The sequence below is a fragment of the Butyrivibrio sp. DSM 10294 genome (genome assembly GCF_028539135.1).
Taxonomy (GTDB): domain Bacteria; phylum Bacillota; class Clostridia; order Lachnospirales; family Lachnospiraceae; genus Butyrivibrio.
Window position 1 is genome coordinate 100,633 of the sequence record NZ_JANSWL010000073.1, and the last position, 17,656, is coordinate 118,288.

Sequence of the window (17,656 nt, forward strand, 5' to 3'; positions counted from 1 at the left end):
CCAAAAAGGGCTCCGGGTTACCGGGGCTCTTTTTTCGATTTACAGTGATCATGCATATTGAGTATAATTAGTGTATGATAAACCGTTTGTTGAATGACAAAAAAATATGCATCATTGCATGTATAAGAAAAGGTAATGATGAAGAACTCATATCAGAGATAAGCAAACTCTGCATCCCGGAAGGATTCACTGTGGAATACCTGGGGGTTACAGAGTCTGTTTCCATGTGTGCGGGATATAATGAGGCATTAGAAATAAGTGATGCGAAGTATAAGATATACATTAGAGAAAATACTAAGTTCCAAAGAACAGATATTTTGTACTCCATGACAGAACAATTTAGGATATCTCCTGAGATAGGGATGATTGGGGCTTTTGGTACGGATAGGCTCTCTACAGATATGGTGACTGAACATAGCATACTATACGGGCCTGCCGGCAAGAGGTCTATTCCGGTTGATGAAAACTACAAGGAAGTGGTGGCAATAACCGGAGATTTTATGGCTACTCAGTATGACATTAAATGGGACGAAAGCAATATTACAGATTGGTATATGTATGCTTTATCACAATGTCTGTCTTTCAGGCACAGCGGATATAAGATAGTGGTCCCGGGGCAAATGGACGGAGCATGGATAGAAGAGCAATTAGAGCATAATTATGATTATTCTGATGAAACCACTGAAAAGTGCAGAAGATATGCATTAGTCAATTTCTCTGAAGAAATGGATATAAAACCTTATGCAATCCGCTGCGGAATAATGAGCTTTGAAGAAATATCAGCAGAGGATTTTATTTTGCCTCTAATATTTGCAGGGATTGATTTTTCGGTAATCGAGCTTGGAATATCAATAAACAGTGCTAAAACGGAAGACTATGATTTGCTGAATTCATATCTTTTGGAGCATCATCTGAATGCGGTTATTTCATACAATTTTTCTCCATTATTATCAAAAGTATGCAATTCGCTTGGCGTCAGATATGTTTCCTGGGTATTTGATTGTCCTCAGCAGGCATTGTTCGATGAACAGGTTAAAAATCCAGTAAATTATATTTTTTCTTTTGACAAGAAGCAGGTTGAGACGACAAAAAAATGTGGAGGGATTAACGTTTTTCATCAGCCTCTTGCGTTTACCGTGGCTACAATTACAGAATACGATATTACAGCTGATGACACAGATAGATTTAGTTGTCAGGTGTCCTTCATAGGAAGCTTATATGAAGATGACATATACGAACATGTCAAAGAAAAGCTAAGCGATGTTGCACTTAAGGATTATGAGGAAGCATTTAGAAATGCGTATGGAATGTGGGACGGACTGGACAGAATAACAGGAAGTCTCGCCGGAAGCACTATTGCTGAAATGCAGGCAATGGACTCGCCTGATACAGTGAACAATTTAAAGATGAATGCATCTGATTATTACATTGGAAGAATCCTTGCAAGAGATCTGGCAAATAAAGAGAGAATTGAATTGGTGAGTAGGCTTAATAAGTATGGACTAAGACTTTTTTCAGGAAGTAGTGGTGCACAACTTGAAGGGATCACAGTAGGTCCAAGGTTGAATAGCAAAACAGAACTTCCTAAGGCTTATTATCTGAGCAAGATCAATATCGGAACTACCCTTCATTCCATAACATCAGGCATTCCGCTTAGAACGTTTGAAGTAATGGGAGTCGGAGGTTTTTTGTTAACTAACTTCCAACCGGAGATTCCGGAGCTTTTTGAGATTGGAAAAGAGATTGAAGTTTATAAAGACTTTGATGAAATGGAAGATAAAGTGAAATTCTATCTGGAAAATGAAGAAGCAAGGAAACAGATTGCAATAAACGGATGTAAGGCAGTAAGAGAAAATTACAATATATACAAACAATTAGGAAAAATCTTGGAACAGGCGGGACTTATATTCTGACAAAAGGAGAACTATGGGAATCAATTCGTTTAACACGCTGATAGTCATCACCCCTCAGGATTGCGAAAGGTTATTATCTCTGTACCCAAGGTTGATAAGGCATATGAAGTATGGCCAGGTCTGCTTCGTGGGAACAGATGGAGTAGGTAACCTTGTTAGTGGTGATCCCAATATCGGAAACAGCGCAGGCTTTATTAACGAGGACAGTATCATCCCCTTTAATGAAGTCCATGCCTGCATGACCAAAAAGATGGAGAATCTCCTTAAGGGGCAGGCTCTGCCAAGAGGTGTTACCGGCTGGTACTATCAGCAGTTCCTGAAGATGCAGTATTCACGCATGTGCAGCGACGAATACTACATGGTTTGGGATGGGGATACTATTCCCTGTAAAGACATAGTGATGTTCCAGGAGGAATCCGGGAAGCCCTATATCGACCTTAAGCACGAGTATCACAAAGAGTATTTTGAAACCATGGGAAGGCTCCTTCCGGGCTTTACTAAGGTGATCGAGCGATCCTTTATTTCTGAGCACATGCTCTTTAGAACAGATATTATGCAGGCACTTCTTGCAGATGTCGAGAAAAATGATTCTATCCCCGGAACAACTTTCTGGGAGAAAATAATAAATTCCATTCCGGAAGACCAGATCCAGTCTTCCGCTTTCAGCGAGTTTGAAACCTACGGAACCTATGTGGCCCTGAAATATCCCACAGTTTACAAGCTTAGAGAGTGGCATTCATTTAGACAGGGTGGAACTTTCTTTGATGTGAACACAATCTGCGACAGGGATTTTGAGTGGCTCGCTAGGGACTTTCATTCTATTTCCTTTGAAAAAGGCCATACAGTTAGAGAAGATAATAGGAATCTCTTCGATAATCCAGAGTATCAGGCCAAGCTCTCTCCCAAGCAGATGCTGCAGGCAGCGCAGATGGAGTATAAGGAAGGCTATAAGGAAATCTGGGAGGACGATATTCAGAACAAAAAGGATAAGAACGTCACTTCCGGAGATTATTCCAATGTCTCCACGGTGGATAACAGGGTGACCATTGTTATAGTATCCTACAATGCCCTTTACCTTATGCAGGAAAACATAAAGAGTATCAGAAGTAACCTTCTTAAGGGCACTTACAAAATAGTTGTGGTGGATAATGCCTCCACAGATGGCGTGGCAGAGTGGCTGGCCGAGCAGGATGATATTTTGCTTATAAGAAATACGGAAAATGCTGGCTTTGGTCCTGCCTGTAACCAGGGAGCCAAGGCGGTTCTCGGTACGGACTTTGCTAATGCAGATATTTATCTTTTGAATAATGACACAAGACTTGTGTTTGACAGTGTTTATCATTTGAAAAAAGCGCTTTACTCCGCAGAAGATATCGGTGCGGTGGGCAGTGTGTCCAACTACGCCGGAAATAAGCAGCAGATTGATGTGGAGTTTGATACCGTCGAGGAATACCTGAAGTATGGTGAAAAGATTAATGTTCCTATGGAGAGACCTTGTCTTGAAAAGGTTAGATTATCCGGTTTTTCCATGCTTATAAAGAGAAAAGTATGGGACGAAGTAGGAGGCTTTGATGAGGACTTCGTTCCGGGATATTTTGAGGATGATGCCCTTTCCATGGAGATTTTGCGCCATGGCTACAGGCTCATGGTGGTAAGAAACAGCTTCATCTATCATGCCGGCAGCCAGAGTTTTATTAAGACTGATTATCAGAAGCTTCTTAAGGATAATCACAATCTTTTTGTGGAAAAATACGGTTTTGACATCCTGAAATACGCCCATGCCAGCGGAACAGTGGTTTCACAGATTCCTTACGACATCAACGGACAGTTTAAGGTACTTCACTATGGCTGCGGTCTTGGAGCTGAACTTAAGGCAATCAGGAGCATTTTCCCTTACGCCACAGTTATGGGAATTGAGGAGAATCCAAGGCTTTACGAGATTGCAAAGAGGACAGAGGATGTTTTTAACAGCCTGGATGAGTTCATAGAATTCAACGAGCCCGGAACCTTTGACGTGCTGATAATCAGTAGCGAGGATCAGGACCGCATGGATGATGAAGAGAAGGGTGTTGTGGCAAGCTTTTTTTCACAAAGAGCTGTCGAGATTCTAAAGAACCCTGTATACGAGGACTTCCCTTATGAGAAGATCAAGATGATCATCTGGGATATGGATGATACCTTCTGGCAGGGAATTCTCAGTGAGGGAGAGGTTATTCTTCCTATGGGAAATGCGGATCTTATCACAAGTATCACCGACCACGGCGTTGTTAACAGCATCTCATCAAAGAATGATGAGGAGCCGGTTATGTCTGAGCTGGAAAGGGCCGGAATAGCAAATCTGTTCGTATTTAACAACATCAACTGGGAGGACAAAGGGCCTCAGATTGCCACGAAGATCAAGACCATGGGACTTCGGGCTGAAAATGTTCTTTTTATTGATGATAATCCAAGGAACCTGGAGGAAGCAAGATTCTATGCCAACGGCCTTATGATTGCAGGGCCGGATATAATTCCGTATCTTTGCAATTATTTCTATAAGACAGCCCCTAAGGACAAAGCTCATACCAGGCTTTCTCAGTACAAACTTCTGGAGAAAAAGACAGATGCTGAGTCCGTTAGCATCTCTAAGGAGCAGTTCCTAAAGGACAGCGATATCAGGATCACCATAAATCGCGACTGTCTGGATAATCTGGGCAGGATTGCAGACCTGGTGGCAAGAAGCAATCAGCTTAACTACACCAAGAACAGGGATGACAAGAAGCTTTTGACCAAGCTCCTTTGCAGCGATTGGAATGACTGTGGCTATATCAGGTGCAAAGACAGATTTGGAGACTATGGAATAATCGGATTCTTTGTTTACAATACCAGGGAAAAGAAGATGGAACATTTCCTCTTTTCCTGCAGAGTCCTGGGAATGGGAATCGAGCAGTATATTTATAACTCTCTGGGATGCCCTGAATTTGAGGTGAAAGGGCCTGTTTCCGTGGAATTAAAAAGGGATGCTGTCGTTGATTGGATCAAGGAAGAGAAGGAGTTTGAGATCACTGAGGATACTTCAAAGAAGAATAAGATACGAATTCTTCTTAAGGGCCCCTGCGACCTTGATTCCATTGAGCCGTATCTTGGCGGCGGAAGCATAACTTCAGAATTTAACTATATAAATGAGATGGGATTTGTTACTACAGGGCAGAACCATAGTATGCATATCTGGGAGAGCGCTAACCTCAGTAAGGAAGAGATAGATGAAATCGTAGATAATGTGCCGTTTATTATTGATGGTGACTTTAAGACGAAGCTGTTTGAGGAAGAGTACCATGTTATCTGCTACAGCCTTCTTCAGGACATGGCTTCCGGATTGTACAGGAATAAACGCACGGGAAGCTATATATCTTTTTCCAGCAGGAACTATTCACTGACGGATAAGGCGCTTTCAGGCAGATTTATCAGCGGAGAGATCCAGAACCACGGTTTTGCTTTTGATCAGAAAATAATAGATGACTTTGCGGAAGAGTGGGAGTTTGTAGGAACAACGCCCCTGGATCTGCTATTCAGAAACCTGGACTATATCTATGACAACGTCAAAGGAAAACCTATTATCATTCTGCTTATGGGCAGCGAAGTGGAGTATCTGGGCGATAACGAAGAGTTTGCAGGATTGGCCGAAGTCTATAGGGAGATGAATCCAATCATTCAGGAGTTTGTGGATGATCATGAGAGGATGAGAGCCATAAATATCACTGATTTTATTAACTCTCAGGATGATTATGCTGATAGTATCAATCATTTCAGTAGGAATATATATTTTAAGATCGCAGGTGAGATTTGTAAGTATATAAATGAACTGGTGTAAGCGGATAAGCAGGAGGGATTATGAACGGTAATCTTGATAACTTCAACCTTGAGGAAGAGATAAGATGGGATTTTCTGGTGGATTCAAAGAGAAAAAGGCTTTGGAAAGTCGAAATGAATCTTTTGTGTCTTCTTGATGAGTTTTGCAAGGAAAACAACATTACTTATTATGCGGACTATGGAACCCTTCTTGGAGCTGTAAGGCACAAAGGCTTTATTCCTTGGGACGACGACATTGATGTTACCATGACAAGACCTGATTATATGCGCTTCATAGAGCTTGCACCAAGCTGGTTCAAGTCACCTTATTTTGTCCAGAATTATTATACGGACCATTTTGATAACAGAGTTACCATGTTTACAAGGATAATTGATGACAGAACCACTATGATTCCCAAGGACTGCAATGCCGGGCCCGAGCATCATCAGGGCGTGTTTATTGACGTGTTTCCTCTGGACCCTGCTCCGGCAGAGTTTCCGGTGAGGGAAGTTCCTGACATTATCAAAATAGCCATGGAGTTATGGATGGCAGCAGCTTCTCCAAAGACGATAATAGAGGATATGATTGCAGGGAAAATGCCTGTGGCCGGAATGGATACAATTATAGATATCTTAGGGCTCCCATATGAGGACAGACTGAGATTGTTTGAAGGAATTCTTTTGGATGCATATCCAAAGTTTGATACGATTCATACTTTTTCAAATATATATCGGCATGCACCCATGAAGAAGGAATGGTTTGCAAGTACTGTTTTATTGCCTTTTGAGACTATTATGGTTCCGGCTCCGGTCGGATATGAAGAGGTACTGACGGCACATTACGGTAATTATAGTGTTCCGGTTGTTACTATCGGACACGATATAGAGTTTACTGATCCCGACAGGCCCTATACGGATTATATCTCAAGATAACGAAATCTTTTCACTTTGATTATTTAGAGAACCCAATCATCAAGAGTACTTGGATTGTGAATTGTATGCCAGGGACCGTCTACCGGTTCTGCACAGTATCTGCATCGTTCAAAGGGCTTGCTGATCCGCTGCCTGATAATTTCGGTAGTAAGGCATTCCTCATACAGATCAACAGCTCCATCCTCAGGTAAAGACTCGTTAAAGTACTGATTGAAATACTTTGTTGTAAAAGGCAGGAAGCAAGCGGCTATTTTTCCGTCGTAGAGATTTACGCATCCCTTTTGGAAGCAGGTGTTGAATTTTTTAATTAGGGATTCATCATCGCTTCTCTCAAGCTTTTGCTGCTTTCTGAAGGTTGAGTTTATATCGGATATTCCGTAAGCAACTCCTTTTTCATTCAGGAAGCTTTTCAGATCATCGATTTTGTCATTCATAACAGGGTATAAGGATATCCATATTCCTGAACCGTCATGACAATTTTTTAATGTATCAAAGAATGAATCGGGCATTTTTTGAAGTAACAAAGCGTTTGTTACTATATGTATCATAGCATTTGGGTAAACTGAACCAACCAATTTAATATAATCTTCTATTTCAGGGTTGAGCAGTGGCTCGCCTCCAAGAATTCTGATGAGTGATATTTCATCAAAGAAGAGCTTAAGCCTGTTAAGATCCTGGGAAAACTTTGCAAAATCCGGAAAAACAGGCGTTTTTACCAGCCCTGAATAATGCTCACAATTGGCACAGTTCAGATTACAATGGTCTGCTATATGAAATTCCAGATAGGGAAGCCTTCTGAAGGAGTAATATGGAATAAGGGCATCTACTATAGACTTCGGTGTGCTAAATTCACTTTCAAGGTCAACAATATAGATGTTATCCAGATCAAGCCCAATAGAAAAAAAGAAGGAAAGAAAATCCTGCTGACCTGCATAGTTTTGAGAGGCAATCAGTAGAATGTCAGCTTGCCCGGTTTCGATCATTTCTTTGGCTTTATTGCTATCTATTGATGCAATGCCATCTTCCGGTAAAGGGTCTGAGTGGGATATATTCCAATAGGCTATTATATGTATAGTCTCTTTTCCAAATTCATTAGCTACTTTGTTGTAGCCGTTCTCCATAAACTTAATTAAATACTGGCTGTAGATGTTTTGTCCAAAAACTATGGCATTGATCATTTCTTTCTCCTCTTGCAATGTATCATTACCCAAAGTAGACATTTTCTAAATATGAATCTAATAGAACGGTTGCTTTTTTTGCACCTATATCATTTAGATGATCTGAGTCAAGGAAATCTTCATCGGTGAACTCATCCTGAAAATCATTCATGTCAAAAAACTCAACAGGATAATCCAGTTCATCAAGAACTTTGTATATATCAGGTTTGTAGCCTGAATATATATATTGGTTATAGTACTTTGTGTAAGGGGTAATAAAAAATAAAGGTTTGACCCCGTTGGTGTACAAAAAACTTACCATTTCCTGTATGATTTTTATATTCTCAATATGAGATTCCTCGTACTTTACGTGTTTATTATGACCATTGAGTGTGCGGTCTTTGGCAACATCATATTTTTCTTCTTCTGACAAAGTATTCCAGATAACTTTTCTTACTCCCAGCATATTATGGTTTGCCCTTGAGTTTATGTTGTTGAAAAACGTTCCTTCTTCCATTACTGTTCTATTGCTCCAGAACTCACACCAAGAGCGAATAATGTCTGGGGGATATAAGTCTTTATTATATTCAACTACTGAAAGAGGATCTCTGGCGACAGCATCTACGTAGTTGTGCTTGCCTTCTTCACCAAAAAGATTCATATAGACGTTCGGAACAAGGTATTTGACCAGTTCTGCTCTTGAAACATCCTGATATAGCATGTAATAACCAAAATTTATAAAGCAATTCTTTATTTGTTTTTTGCCATCTGAAAAGGCTTTTTTGATATGCAGAAAATCATAGTATAAATCCTGGGAAGCGATACTGAATTGGATTGTTTTTCCTGCATAGGTAAGATCATGCTCATTTATTCCAAACAAGGCGTGAGATGAACCTACGATAATAGTATCTGCTCCATCAAGCCTGTTCTTTTCATGCATAGCTTTTAAATAGTAGTAATCATAGTTTTTACTTAGATATGACCATGAGATTTTTTCAAAATTTCTGAAGTATTCGCGATCTGAAAAGGACATTTTTGTCTCCTGTTTGGTATATGAGAGCTAGATACCTATAGTTTTAAGGTCTTGTGCAAACTTTTGAAATTCTTTCTTGTTTAATATGTTCAGGCAGCTTTTTAGAATCAGAAGATGAAGCTCAGAAAGCTCGTTGTTTAATATGTGTGGGTTATTCAATATATTCGGAATATGGTTTTTTACTAATGCACATAGTAGTCTGTACAGTGAATATGGTGGTGTATCGTACCGTAGTGCTATCATTTTCCAAAAAATCAATGCACAGGAATAGACAAATTCTATTTCAAGTTCTTCTTTATATTCATCCATGAATCCTCTTTCTTCCAATTCATCCCATAGCATGATCTGATTAGTCAGAAGGTCTACATGATAGAACTCATTGGTGGAGAGAGAGGTGGATACGTCATTTACATAGTAGTGATATAGCTGCTCATTCAGTATATAGGCCTTGGTGTAATACATGTTTAGAAGAACGCCCCAATAGGAATCCTCATAGGCCAGCCCTTCGGAGAAGACTATATTGTTATTTAAAAGCAGTGATTTCTTGATCAATTTACAATGTGGAAGATTATTAATCGTTTTTTTGACTAAAAATTTTTTTCGATCTTCCGGTACGGAAATGACAAGTACTTCATCAGGATTATTTTGTGAATCATCAGTTTCTTTATATATCAGTGTTTTTGAAAAATCCCTGATATACCTGCACTGAACAATATCATAATCATCGGAAAGGGCTATATTGTATAGCTTTTCCAGGTAGTCTTTTTCAAGCCAGTCATCAGAGTCTACAAAGGCAATATATTCGCAGGTAGAATATTCCAAACCAAGGTTGCGGGCGGTTCCTTGGCGTGAGTTAACCGCCAAATCAATGATCATGATATTTTCAGGATATTTGGATTCCCACTGTTGCAAATGTGAAAGTGTAGCATCTGTAGAGCAGTCATTTACACATATTACTTCCAGGGAAGAGAAACCGATTGTCTGCTCTTCGATTGAAGTCAATGCTCTGTCTATATATGCTTCCACATTGTAACAGGGAAGAATCACACTTATCTTTTTCATACATTTACCCGATAAAGACTGAATCTAATATCTTTTCTACAGCTACAGGATAGGTATAATCACGGCATACTCTTTCATAACCTGCCAGAAGAATTGCCATACGGGCACTTTCGTGGGTCAAAAAGAATTTTGCCAGAGCTGCCATTTCTTCAAAGCTGTGATATACAACTATCTCTTTTCCAATCTCAAATAATTCTTCTGTTTCCGGTTGATAGTTGGTCAGTATAAAGCCTCCTGCTCCGATAATGTCAAAGGTCCGAAGGGGCAGACCTGAAAATATGCTGTGTAGAGAGGTTGAAAGGTTTATTCTGGATAAATTGTATGCTTTGGGGAGTTTGTCATTGTAGGTTAAAAAGGGATGATAATCCACTCCTGCAATCTGATCCTTAAGCTCTGCATTTGCTCCATACCATCTGGGATTAAGACCAGCAATTTGCTCCATCATAAGACGTCGCTCTGTGTATGCAACGGCTCTTGCCATAACCACTTCCTCAAAGTAAAGCCTGCTGGGAAGGCCAAGCTTATCCCCCGGATCTTCATCAGATAGAGCGACCATCGCATCTATAAGATCTTCAGACATGGTGTTATGGATTCTGTCTTTGCCATCCCACTTACCCATCATATTAAATGCAATAGAGTTAAGTTGGTCTCTGAGTGCTTCATCTAAATTTGCTCTATAGTAAGCATATCTTCCGTCTACGTATTGCATTCCAACAAAGGATATGTCACAGCTGTAAGCAGTCTCATCAGCTGCATCTATTTTAAGCTGTCCCATCCTGGAGATGTTGGAGGCAAGTGGGAGGTAGTTAACATTCGGAAGGCCTCTCTCAATACAATTATTCATCAGGTATTTGTCGAATATAAAAAAATGATTGGTCTTATTTTGAGCCTCTTTGCTGTATAAAGACTGGAGAGGACAGTCGTAGATCCAGGATGCGTAGGGGATTTCCAGTTCCTTACATGCTGCTGAAACAGTTGGCGAAAAGTTCATTGTCAGCGCTATGTCATAGGGATTGGACCTTACATGCTTAAGGATTTTCTCTACCTCTTTTTCGTCATAAGTCAGCGTTTTACAGGACAATTCAAGGCTGTCACAGGTATTTCCTGATTCAATGGAGCCCCAATATAAATCGTCAAGGACAAGATCTATGCATTTGACAAGTAGGCATCGTTTAGCGTTCAAGTAAAATCCTTTCAATTATCAAACAAGTTATAGATAACATAATTATACACTATATATCGGCCAAAACATAACGCATTTATGATGGAAGACTGTGCAAAAATGAATGCTCAAATGGTAAAATGATTATATGCAAACACGATAGCAAGTTTTTGACATTATTTTGAAAGGATAACTGTGAATACACCTATTATTTCAGTGATCGTACCGGTTTATAATGCTGAAAAATATCTGGATGAGTGTATAGAGTCGATACTTAATCAGTCATTTTCTGCTTTCGAACTGATATTATTGCCGGGGAGCTCAACAGATAACAGCTCACAGATATGTGAGAACTGGAAGAAAAAAGATAATAGAATAAGGATCGTCATTCAGGATATAAACAGCAGTGGATATGCCAGGAATAAAGGGATCAGGGAAGCTGCCGGTGAGTATATCTGTTTTTGTGATGCTGATGACAAGTATTGTGATGATTACCTTAAGAAAATGTATGAAAGCATTACATCAAATAATGCAGATGTCGCGGAGTGTATGTTTTATATAGCAAGCGAGGATTTGCGGTCACAAAGGTTATATCCCTTTCTTGAAGATATAAGATATCTGGAGCACAGCATTATGGAGCGTCAGGGTTCACCTGCGGTTTGGAAGTATATATCTAAAAAAACTTTGTGGATTGACAATGATATAGTTTTTCCTGAAATTAGAATTGCAGAAGATCTTGCTGTCTACACCATGATATGGGCTTATTGCTTGAAAATAAACTATGTCTATGAACCTCTATATATCTACCGAATTGTTGACACATCCTTAAGCAGAACCAAAGTGAAACTGGAGGATAGGATAGCTAATCTCAGAGGCTTTTGTGAATATACAAGTAGTGAGTTTAAAAAGAGAGGGCTATACGAACAATGCAGGTCTACTCTTATAAGCCAGGCTGAATATCATTTAAGTGGCGTGTTCCAATTCATAGAAGATGCAGAGGATAATAAAGATATTTCAGCCCAGATGTCTGACATAATTAAGGATAGCTTTGGAGTTTCTGATACGGTATATGATCATTCTGTTCTTGGGTGGGGAGGAAAAGAAATGCACCCGCTGTGCGCACGGCTTAGAAAAAACCCTTCCAAGGATCTGTTCAGCATAAAGGATATGAGTATGTCTGTGCTGTGTGATCAGGATTTACAAAAGCAGTTCCGGGATTATTGTGATCAAAATGAGCATGATATTGTAATTGTAGACCTTATATCTGAGGCACCTGCGATTCTGGAAGAACTGGCGGATATTTCATCATTTATTCAGAAGTGGGCTCTTGGAGCAGGCATATTTCTGTCATGCATAAACAAAGTGCATCCCAAGGTCTATTTACTGGAGAAGTATGTAGCTGATAATTATTATTCTATGGAAAATACAGGGCTTGTAAACAAGATATTAAAAATGCTCCATGAGAGTTTTATTGGACTATGTCCTGGGTGCAAGTATATACCATCAATACCTGCTGAACTATACAAAAACAATGAAGAGAACGATTACAATATTTCAAAATACGATTGTACTTACTACTACGAGAAGATAGTTGATGACATTCATACACTTTAATACGCTCAATAATACACGATTATATGTTACAATTATAGTAAGGCATAATATAACATTGGGTGATTGTAATGTGCAAAATTCTTTTTCTGGACTGGAACAGCTATGGAAATCTGGACATCCTGTCAGCTATCGATGAACTAAAGGCTTCCGGCAGGGACATCCGGATAGAGCTGTATCCATACGACAATCATATAGAGCGCGATGATAAGCAGTTCGCAGATAAATTCAAAACGGACCTTCAAAAGAAGAGCCCGGATTTTGTCATGTCTTTTAACTTTTTTCCCATTGTTTCAGGGGTATGCAATGAAGTAGGAATTAAATATGTTTCCTGGGTATATGATAATCCCGCTATTAATCTGTATTCATTTACGCTTATAAATCCCTGCAATTATGTATTCCTCTTTGATTCTCAGATGTATGAAGTTTTTGCGAATCAGGGGATCAAAACAGTATATTACCTTCCTATGGCAGCAGCTGTCGAACGGTATGACAGGTTTGAAAAGTCCGATGTTTTCAGAAAAAAGTGGGGAGGAGAGCTTGCATTTGTAGGAAATCTATATACAGAAGGCCATAACTACTATGATCAGATAGAAGATAAACTGTCTGACTATAGTAAAGGATATCTAAACGGCCTTATGCGGGCACAAATGGAGATAAATGGCGCCTGCATTGTGGAAGGCTCAATTCCGGAAAATGTCATGAAGGAGATGGTTGATGCCTTCGGGGCCAAGCCCAACTATGACGGTGTTGAGACCTATGATTACATCTATTCAAATTATGTGGTAGACAGAAAGATTACAGCTCTTGAGAGGACAGAGATGCTTACCATGATTGGTAAAAAGCATTCGGTGAACCTGTTTACAGGGGACAAGAACTTTAAGCCTGAAGGTATTAGTAACCGCGGGAAAGTGGATTATTATAAGGAGATGCCTTATATTTTCAAGAATACAGATATCAATCTGAATATTACTTTACGAAGTATTCAAAGAGGAATCCCGCTTAGGTGCATGGACATTATGGGATGTGGCGGCTTCCTTCTTACCAATTATCAGGAGGACTTCCTTCATTTCTTTGAACCCTTTGAGGATTATGTATATTTCGAGAGCAGACAGGATCTGATGGATAAGATTGAGTACTACCTGACCCATGAAGGGGAACGAAACAGAATCGCAAAATCCGGTTATGAGAAGATAAAGGCAAATCATACATATAGATTAAGACTTGAAGAAATTCTGGATATAGTTGGGAACTAAAGGAAAAAGCATATGAAACTATTGTATCTGGACATACCTATATTTTTTGCTAACAGAGATATGCTGGAAGCTTTCTGGGAATATATGGATGAAGCTGGAGAGCACCTGCAGATACTCAGGTATATGTTTAACTATACTGAGGAATCAGCGAGAAATAATCCGGAGTTCGAGGCAGAATTTCCGGGAATATTGAAGGAACATTCCCCGGATTTTGTATTCTCTTTTAACTTTCTTCCTGTTGTATCTAAAGTATGCAATGCAGAGGGAGTGAAGTATGTTTCATGGATTTATGACAATCCCGAGATACTGCTTTATTCCTATCATGTGATAAATAAATGCAACATCGTCCTGATGTTTGATTCCAAACAGTTTGAGACATTCTGGAAAGGTGGAATCAAGACTGTGGAATATATGCCGTTGGCAGCGTCCACCAGAAGGCTTGATGCAATGATCCCGAATGATGAAACTGTTTCAAAATATAGCGCAGACATTGCTTTTGTTGGATCGCTTTATACAGAACGTAGGAGGTATTATGACGAGATTGCAGAGAAAATAACCCCCTATACCCTTGGATATATTGATGGAATGATAAGAGGGCAGCTCCAGGTGGATGGAGTGAATGTTATGGAGGAAGCTCTGAGACCTGAAATCGTGGACGAGATTCAGAAGGCCAGCAATATCTATCCTCATGCGGACAGCGCTGAGACCAGAGAGTATCTCTACGCAAATTATATTATTAACCGACAGGCGACCATAATAGAACGCAGAGAGATTCTTACGATGATAGGTGAGAAGCATCCGCTTAATCTCTATACCTATGCGGAAAATAATGAATTTAATCCCAAAGGGGTGATCAATAAAGGGGCAGCAGAGTATTTTGTTGAAATGCCCTATGTATTTAAACTAAGCAGAATTAACCTGAACATCACCCTAAGAAGCATACAGAATGCGATACCCCTCAGGTGTTATGACATTCTCGGGGCGGGAGGATTTCTCTTATCAAACTATCAGGTAGATCTGGCCAGACACTTCGTCCCCGGTGAGGACTATGTCTTCTATGGAAACAGGAAGGATATCCTGAATAAGATTGAGTACTATTTAAGCCATGAAGACGAAAGAAAGGCCATTGCGAAAAATGGTCACGACAAAGTACAAAAAGAGCATACCTTCGATGTGAGGGTTAAACAGATTATTGATTTGGTGAAGGCTAAGGAAATATAAATGGCAAAAGTAAGTGTAATCGTACCGGCATATAATTCTCACGATACTTTGGCAACCTGTCTGGGGAGCCTTGTGCACCAGACTCTTCAGGATATAGAGATAATTGTGATCAATGATGCATCCACGGATGATACCTGGGAAATCATGAAGAGGTGTAAGGGACAATTTTCCGATAAGGTCAGAATAATCGACGGAAAGGTTAATCGCGGAAGCGGAGGAGCCAGGAACCAGGGCTTTGATGCGGCAACAGGCGAATACATTGGCCTTGTGGATAGTGATGATTATGTTGCTCCGAACATGTACGAGCTTTTATATAACCAGGCAAAAGAAGGAGACTATGACATAGTAGATAGTGGTTATTATAAAGAGTCAACAGATAAAGCGATTCTTTCCACCGGTGATAACGTCACAGGAACGCTTGATGATGAGAAAAGAAATATTCTAATCGCAGGTGGAGGATACCTTGTAACAAAGATTTTTAGAAGAGAACTTTTTAACTGTCCACCTATAAGGATGAGAGAGAATGTCAGGTGTCTTGAAGATACGGAAATTCTTATATACATGATTCTCAGAGCGAAGAAAATAGGAAATGTAAAGGAAATTTTGTATAAGTATTGCGATATAAAGGGATCAGCTACCAAGCAAATAGACTTGAAAGTATATCTTGATTCAGTAGTCGGTGCAATGAAAGCTATTTATGAGAGGTGTGCTCATCTTTCGGAATATGAGGGGGCAAAAGAATCAATAGACTACATGGCTGCAGTTCTTTATTCCTATGGAATCAACAGATGTTTATTTGAAAATATCAGGAAGTATGGCGCTAAAAAGGAATATATAGATAAATATTTTTTAGGACTAAATGATACACAAAAGGAATATTTGAAGAGTTTATATGGGATAAAGGAACAATGCTTTAGTTTTTTATATGACAAAAACTACATTATACAGCAGAAGTTGGCGGCAATAGATATTGCAATTATGAAAAAGTGTGATCAAATACACAAGGGGTGAATTATGGCTGACGATAAGATCAAGTATTATTCCGTGCTTGTTAGCGAATTGAGTCAAGGTGTGGAAAACGGAGATTTTTCCGGAGAGTTTATCCCGGATAAATATAGATGGGAACATTTGCTTGCACTTTTTTATCTTTCCAAGGCATCAGAAGAAGGCAAGGAAATGTATACGGCTATCTATAACATGGTGATAGCTTCTTCTGAAAAGCGAATTAGAAAAAAAGCAAGGAAAAAGGAAAAAATAAAAATTATATTTCAGAATTACTCCGCAGCCCAATGGCCAGCTATGGACGTATATAACGAATTTGCAAAAGATGAAAGGATAGAAACAGGATTACTGGTTTCTCCAGTTTTAGGCAGGGGAGAGGGGCACTGGGAAGACAGCTATAGCCAGACCTTGAAGTGGTTTAAAGAAAATGATTACAGGATATATGAGGGCGTTAACAATGACGGTAATTTTCCCGGATTTGAGGACTTCGGAGGGACCCCTGATATTGTTTTCATAACATCTTCCTGGTACACAGAATTACCTTATTATCAGCAGTTTATTTCACTTCCGCTTAATTCACTTGTTGCTTATATTCCTTACAGTCTTTACCTTGCAAATAGTATGGATGGTGGATATGGAGACAATAAAGTGTACAACAAAGATACCGTCAATCTAATGTGGAGGGTTTATTGTGACTGTAGCAAAAACTATGAGGGATATAAGAAAAAGCAGTATCTATCAGGAAAAAACGTAAGATTTTCCGGTTACGCTAAAATGGATTATTTTTATCAACAGAGAAACTGGAATGACGACCAGCTAAGAGAAATATGGAAGATTCCGTATAATATAGATGCTAAATCGATGAAAAAAGTGATAGTGGCGCCTCATTACAGTGTTATAGACAAAGGCGTGATTTTGTTTTCCACCTTCAGAAGAAATTTGTGGTTTTTCTTATATTTGGCGCAAAAATATAAGGACGATGTCAGTTTTGTTTTTAAACCACATCCACTTCTTCGTACTGCTTCAGTTAAAGCCGGGTTGTTTAATAGCTATGAAGAATATGATGAATACATCGAAAAATGGGAAGGATTGTCAAATGCGAGAGTAATTCAAGATGCAAGCTATCTGGATCTGTTTGATACTTCCGATGCGATGATAATGGACAGCGGCTCATTTCTTGGAGAATATCTTTATACAGGAAAGCCTTTGCTTTATCTGACAAGACCGGAACAGGCCTTTTTACCGATTGGTGAAAAAGTAGTTGATGTATATTATAAGACGCCCGGTGAGAACTATATGGAAATAGAAAGATTTCTTCAGGATGTAGTCTTAAATGGTAATGACTATATGAGAGAAAAAAGAGAAGCTGTATTTAAAGAGGAATATGATTATAAGACCATCAATGGGATTGGAGCATCAGAGTATATCTGTAACGACGTATTTGATCTAATTAATGCTTAAGAGCGGGAAGGAGCATT

12 protein-coding genes are annotated in these 17,656 nt (G+C 39.4%); 8 read left to right on the top strand and 4 right to left on the bottom strand.

What is annotated here, in order from left to right:
• Positions 1-74 precede the first annotated feature (74 nt).
• From NXH67_RS08655 to NXH67_RS08665, 3 genes are read left to right on the top strand one after another with little or no spacing between them, the layout of a single operon-like run.
• Positions 75-1,913, top strand: a complete 1,839-nt coding sequence (locus tag NXH67_RS08655; protein WP_272797121.1) for a glycosyltransferase — start codon at positions 75-77, stop codon at positions 1,911-1,913.
• A gap of 13 nt (positions 1,914-1,926) precedes the next feature.
• The gene (locus tag NXH67_RS08660) at positions 1,927-5,763 is read left to right on the top strand and encodes an HAD-IIIC family phosphatase (RefSeq protein WP_272797122.1); all 3,837 of its coding nucleotides are present in this window, start codon (positions 1,927-1,929) and stop codon (positions 5,761-5,763) included.
• 20 nt (positions 5,764-5,783) lie between these two features.
• Entirely contained in the window at positions 5,784-6,674 is an 891-nt protein-coding gene (locus NXH67_RS08665; RefSeq protein WP_272797123.1) for a LicD family protein, read from the top strand.
• 23 nt (positions 6,675-6,697) lie between these two features.
• Here the strand turns inward: NXH67_RS08665 and NXH67_RS08670 are convergent, their stop codons facing one another.
• The 4 genes from NXH67_RS08670 to NXH67_RS08685 are packed head-to-tail and all read right to left on the bottom strand — an operon-like array spanning position 6,698 to position 11,109.
• Positions 6,698-7,894, bottom strand: coding sequence for a radical SAM protein (locus tag NXH67_RS08670; RefSeq protein ID WP_272797124.1), 1,197 nt, complete (start codon positions 7,892-7,894; stop codon positions 6,698-6,700).
• A complete protein-coding gene (locus NXH67_RS08675) occupies positions 7,878-8,864 on the bottom strand; it encodes a hypothetical protein (protein WP_272797125.1) in 987 nt (328 codons plus the stop codon). Before NXH67_RS08675 ends, NXH67_RS08670 begins: the two co-directional genes overlap by 17 nt.
• Before the next feature lie 27 nt (positions 8,865-8,891).
• Positions 8,892-9,926 (bottom strand): glycosyltransferase family 2 protein, encoded by a 1,035-nt coding sequence (locus tag NXH67_RS08680; protein ID WP_272797126.1) that lies wholly within the window; start codon positions 9,924-9,926, stop codon positions 8,892-8,894.
• A 4-nt stretch (positions 9,927-9,930) separates the two neighbouring features.
• Entirely contained in the window at positions 9,931-11,109 is a 1,179-nt protein-coding gene (locus tag NXH67_RS08685) for a glycosyltransferase family protein (RefSeq protein ID WP_272797127.1), read from the bottom strand.
• A gap of 195 nt (positions 11,110-11,304) precedes the next feature.
• Between NXH67_RS08685 and NXH67_RS08690 the strand changes: the two genes are divergently transcribed.
• The 5 genes from NXH67_RS08690 to NXH67_RS08710 all read left to right on the top strand — a co-directional run bounded on the left by NXH67_RS08690 (position 11,305) and on the right by NXH67_RS08710 (position 17,639).
• Positions 11,305-12,702, top strand: a complete 1,398-nt coding sequence (locus NXH67_RS08690) for a glycosyltransferase family 2 protein (RefSeq protein WP_272797128.1) — start codon at positions 11,305-11,307, stop codon at positions 12,700-12,702.
• A 68-nt stretch (positions 12,703-12,770) separates the two neighbouring features.
• The gene (locus NXH67_RS08695) at positions 12,771-13,955 is read left to right on the top strand and encodes a CgeB family protein (protein WP_272797129.1); all 1,185 of its coding nucleotides are present in this window, start codon (positions 12,771-12,773) and stop codon (positions 13,953-13,955) included.
• 12 nt (positions 13,956-13,967) lie between these two features.
• Positions 13,968-15,176, top strand: coding sequence for a CgeB family protein (locus NXH67_RS08700; RefSeq protein ID WP_272797130.1), 1,209 nt, complete (start codon positions 13,968-13,970; stop codon positions 15,174-15,176).
• Complete coding sequence (locus tag NXH67_RS08705) at positions 15,177-16,187, top strand: glycosyltransferase family 2 protein (protein WP_272797131.1); 1,011 nt, start codon at positions 15,177-15,179, stop codon at positions 16,185-16,187. It abuts the gene before it with no gap.
• 3 nt (positions 16,188-16,190) lie between these two features.
• Positions 16,191-17,639, top strand: a complete 1,449-nt coding sequence (locus NXH67_RS08710; RefSeq protein ID WP_272797132.1) for a CDP-glycerol glycerophosphotransferase family protein — start codon at positions 16,191-16,193, stop codon at positions 17,637-17,639.
• The last annotated feature ends 17 nt before the right edge of the window (positions 17,640-17,656 follow it).